General features: G+C 67.9%; 4 protein-coding genes. 2 read left to right on the plus strand and 2 right to left on the minus strand.

Going from position 1 to position 3,351, the window contains the following annotated elements:
- Positions 1-883 (minus strand): pyruvate dehydrogenase complex E1 component subunit beta (locus tag HC022_RS21875; RefSeq protein ID WP_167453815.1); only part of this gene is annotated, 883 nt, incomplete at its 3' end.
- 18 nt (positions 884-901) lie between these two features.
- Complete coding sequence (gene pdhA / locus HC022_RS21880; protein WP_008884901.1) at positions 902-1,924, minus strand: pyruvate dehydrogenase (acetyl-transferring) E1 component subunit alpha; 1,023 nt, start codon at positions 1,922-1,924, stop codon at positions 902-904.
- 223 nt (positions 1,925-2,147) lie between these two features.
- Here pdhA and HC022_RS21885 point away from each other — a divergent pair, with 223 nt between their 5' ends.
- Together HC022_RS21885 and HC022_RS21890 are read left to right on the plus strand one after the other, a co-directional pair.
- Positions 2,148-2,702, plus strand: coding sequence for a helix-turn-helix domain-containing protein (locus HC022_RS21885; RefSeq protein ID WP_167453816.1), 555 nt, complete (start codon positions 2,148-2,150; stop codon positions 2,700-2,702).
- Complete coding sequence (locus tag HC022_RS21890) at positions 2,699-3,226, plus strand: GNAT family N-acetyltransferase (protein WP_167453817.1); 528 nt, start codon at positions 2,699-2,701, stop codon at positions 3,224-3,226. The genes HC022_RS21885 and HC022_RS21890 overlap by 4 nt, the downstream gene beginning before the upstream one ends.
- Positions 3,227-3,351: the final 125 nt, after the last annotated feature.

The following is a 3,351-nucleotide window of genomic DNA, read 5'->3' on the forward strand; positions in this document are numbered from 1 at the left end:
TTCTCGCCGCCTTCTGCCTGCCCTTCTCTTCCTCTCCCTCTTCCCTCCTCTCCACCTTGATGCCCTTTATCATCGCTTCCCCTTCTGCGTAATCCTGGCTGTGCTGCGCACCCACGCGGGCGGCGGCGCCGTTGGGGCCGCGGAACACCATCGGGCAACCCATCTGGCCGCCGGACATGTAGAGCGTCTTGGCCGCCGAGTTGATGATCTGGTCGATCGCCTGCATGGCGAAGTTGAAGGTCATGAACTCGACGATCGGCTTCAGGCCGCCGAAGGCCGCGCCCACGCCGATGCCGGCGAAGCCGTGTTCGGTGATCGGCGTGTCGATGACGCGCTTCGAGCCGAACTCGTCCAGCAGGCCCTGGGTCACCTTGTAGGCGCCCTGGTACTCGGCCACTTCCTCGCCCATGACGAAGACGTTGGCGTCCGAGCGCATCTCCTCGGCCATGGCATCCCGCAGCGCCTCGCGCACGGTCTGGGTCTTCATCTCGGTGCCCTCGGGCCAGTCGGGCTCGACCGCCTTGGCCTTGGGGGTGGCCGGAGCCGAGGCGGGGGCCGCCTCGACCGGAGCGGCCGGGGTTTCTTGCGCCGGGGCGCTGTCGCCGGACGGGGCAGGGGACTCGGCGTCGTCGACGCTTTCGCCTTCCTCGACCATCACCGCGATGGGCGTGTTGACCTTCACGCCCTCGGAGCCTTCGGCCACGAGGATCTTGCCGACGATGCCCTCGTCGACGGCTTCGAATTCCATCGTCGCCTTGTCGGTTTCGATCTCGGCCAGGATGTCACCCGAGGACACGGTGTCGCCCTCTTTCACCAGCCATTTTGCCAGTGTGCCCTCTTCCATGGTGGGGGACAGGGCGGGCATCAGAATTTGCGTTGCCATTGCTTCGTCTCTCCTGCCTCAGGCCTCGATCGCGTCGCCCTGGGGCACGTCGTCGGAGTAGATGTCGGTCCAGAGCTCGTCGAGCGCAGGTTCCGGGCTCTCCTTGGCGAACTCGGCCGAGGCGTTCACGATGTCCTTGATTTCCTTGTCGATCGCCTTGAGGTCGTCCTCGGTGGCGTGCTTGCCCTGAAGCAGCAGGTCGCGGACGTTCTGGATGCAGTCGCGCTCTTCGCGCATCTTCTGCACCTCCTCGCGGGTCCGGTACTTGGCCGGGTCCGACATGGAGTGACCGCGGTAGCGGTAGGTCTTGATCTCGAGGATGTAGGGGCCCTTGCCCGCGCGGCAGTGCGCGACGGCCTTCTCGCCCGCTTCCTTCACCGCCAGCACGTCCATGCCGTCGACGATCTCGCCCTGGATGCCGAAGGGCGCGCCGCGGGTGTGGATGTCGTCGGTCGAGGTCGAGCGCTTCTGCGAGGTGCCCATGGCGTACTGGTTGTTCTCGATCACGAACACCACCGGCAGCTTCCAGAGGGCGGCCATGTTGAAGGTCTCGTAGACCTGGCCCTGGTTGGCGGCGCCGTCCCCGAAATACGTGAAGGTCACGCGCTTGTTCTCGAGGTAGTTGTCGGCGAAGGCGAGGCCCGCACCCAGCGGCACCTGCGCGCCGACGATGCCGTGACCGCCGTAGAAGTGCTTCTCTCGGCTGAACATGTGCATCGAGCCGCCCTTGCCCTTCGAGTAACCGCCTTCGCGGCCCGTGAGCTCGGCCATGACGCCGTTGGGGTCCATGCCGCAGGCCAGCATGTGGCCGTGGTCGCGATAAGAGGTGATGCGCTTGTCGCCCTCTTCCGCCGCGGCTTCGAGCCCGACGACGACGGCCTCCTGGCCGATGTAAAGGTGACAAAAGCCTCCGATGAGCCCCATACCGTAGAGCTGACCCGCCTTCTCTTCGAAGCGGCGGATGAGCAGCATATCACGGTAGTATTGCTTGAGCTCCTCGGGCGAGACGTTCGGCTTGGCAGCGGCTTTCCGGGCGGCCATGCGATTCCTCCCCAACTAGTTTAGTGTTAAACTTTCCGGCAGCCTAACTAGAGCGGGCGCGGGTGTCAAAGGGCTCGGACCACCTCGGCGGGAAAAATCGCACGCAACGTCGCCGGGCGTTTGCCGGGCCTCCGGCCGGGGAGGGGCGAAAACCCTTGCATGGTGGGCGTTCGGGGCGCATATCTCGAATCTGGGAATAATTCCCGATATGCGTTGAGGCCCCATGTCCGACACCCTCACCTCCCGCCTGTCGCGCCGTCTTGCGCAGTTGCGCGCCGAGCGAGGCCTGACCCTCGACCAGCTGGCGTCGGCCAGCGGCGTCAGCCGCGCGGCGCTGTCGCGGCTGGAAAAGGCCGAGGTCAGCCCCACCGCCGAGGTGCTGGGCAAGCTCTGTACCGCCTACGGGCTCACCATGTCGCGGCTGTTGGCGATGGTCGAGGAAAGCGTCACGCCGCTGGTACCCCGGGACGCGCAGGCGGTCTGGCAGGACGCGGGCTTCACCCGCCGGGTGGTCTCGCCCGGCAGCGCGGCACTCGCGGCGGAGGTGCTGGAGTGCCGGCTCGAGCCCGCCACCCGCATTGCCTACGACGCCGCGCCGGTGCCGGGGCTCGAGCATCACCTCGTGCTGCTCTCGGGGCGGCTTCAGGTCACGCTGGAGGGGCAGGTACACGATCTGATGCCCGGCGACGCGCTGCGCTACCGGCTGAGCGGCGGCTCCTGCTTCGAGACCCCGCCGGACGAGGCCGCGCGCTACATGCTCGTGCTGGTGACGCCATGAGCCTCGTGATCCGCGAACTGTCCCCGGACGAGGCCGAGGCGCTTGCCGCCGAGCTGGGCACGCTCTTGCGCATGTGCGTCGAAGACGGCGCCAGCGTGGGCTTCGTGATGCCCTTTTCACAGCCCGAGGCCGAGGCGTTCTGGACCGCGAGCGTGTTTCCCTCGCTGCGCCGGGGTGGCCGGGTGCTCTGGGCCGCCTTCGAGGGCGGGGTGCTGGTGGGCACCGTGCAGCTGGCGCTCGAGATGATGCCGAACCAGGTTCACCGCGCCGAGGTCTCGAAGATGCTCGTCGCCTCCGCCCACCGCCGCCGCGGCCATGCGCGGGCCCTGATGTCCGCGCTCCTCGCCCGCGCTACCGTGGAAGGGCGCAGCCTCGTCACCCTCGACACCCGCAGCGGCGACGCGGCGCAGCTCCTCTATGCTAGCCTCGGCTTCGAGGTGGCGGGCGAGATCCCCGGCTTTGCCCTCGCCCCCGAGGGCAGCGACCGGCGGGACGCCACCACCTACATGTATCGTCTGGGCTGAGCGCCTGACGTTGCGCCCGTGGCGGGCGGTGCAGGGGGCGCTGCCCCGTCCCTGCGGGACTCCCCCGGAGTTTGCCCGGCAAGATGAAGGGGGGGGGGGTGTGGTTTCGGGGCGCGGATCGGGGG

The sequence above is a fragment of the Salipiger sp. HF18 genome, from assembly GCF_011806505.1.
Taxonomy (GTDB): Bacteria; Pseudomonadota; Alphaproteobacteria; order Rhodobacterales; family Rhodobacteraceae; genus Salipiger; species Salipiger thiooxidans.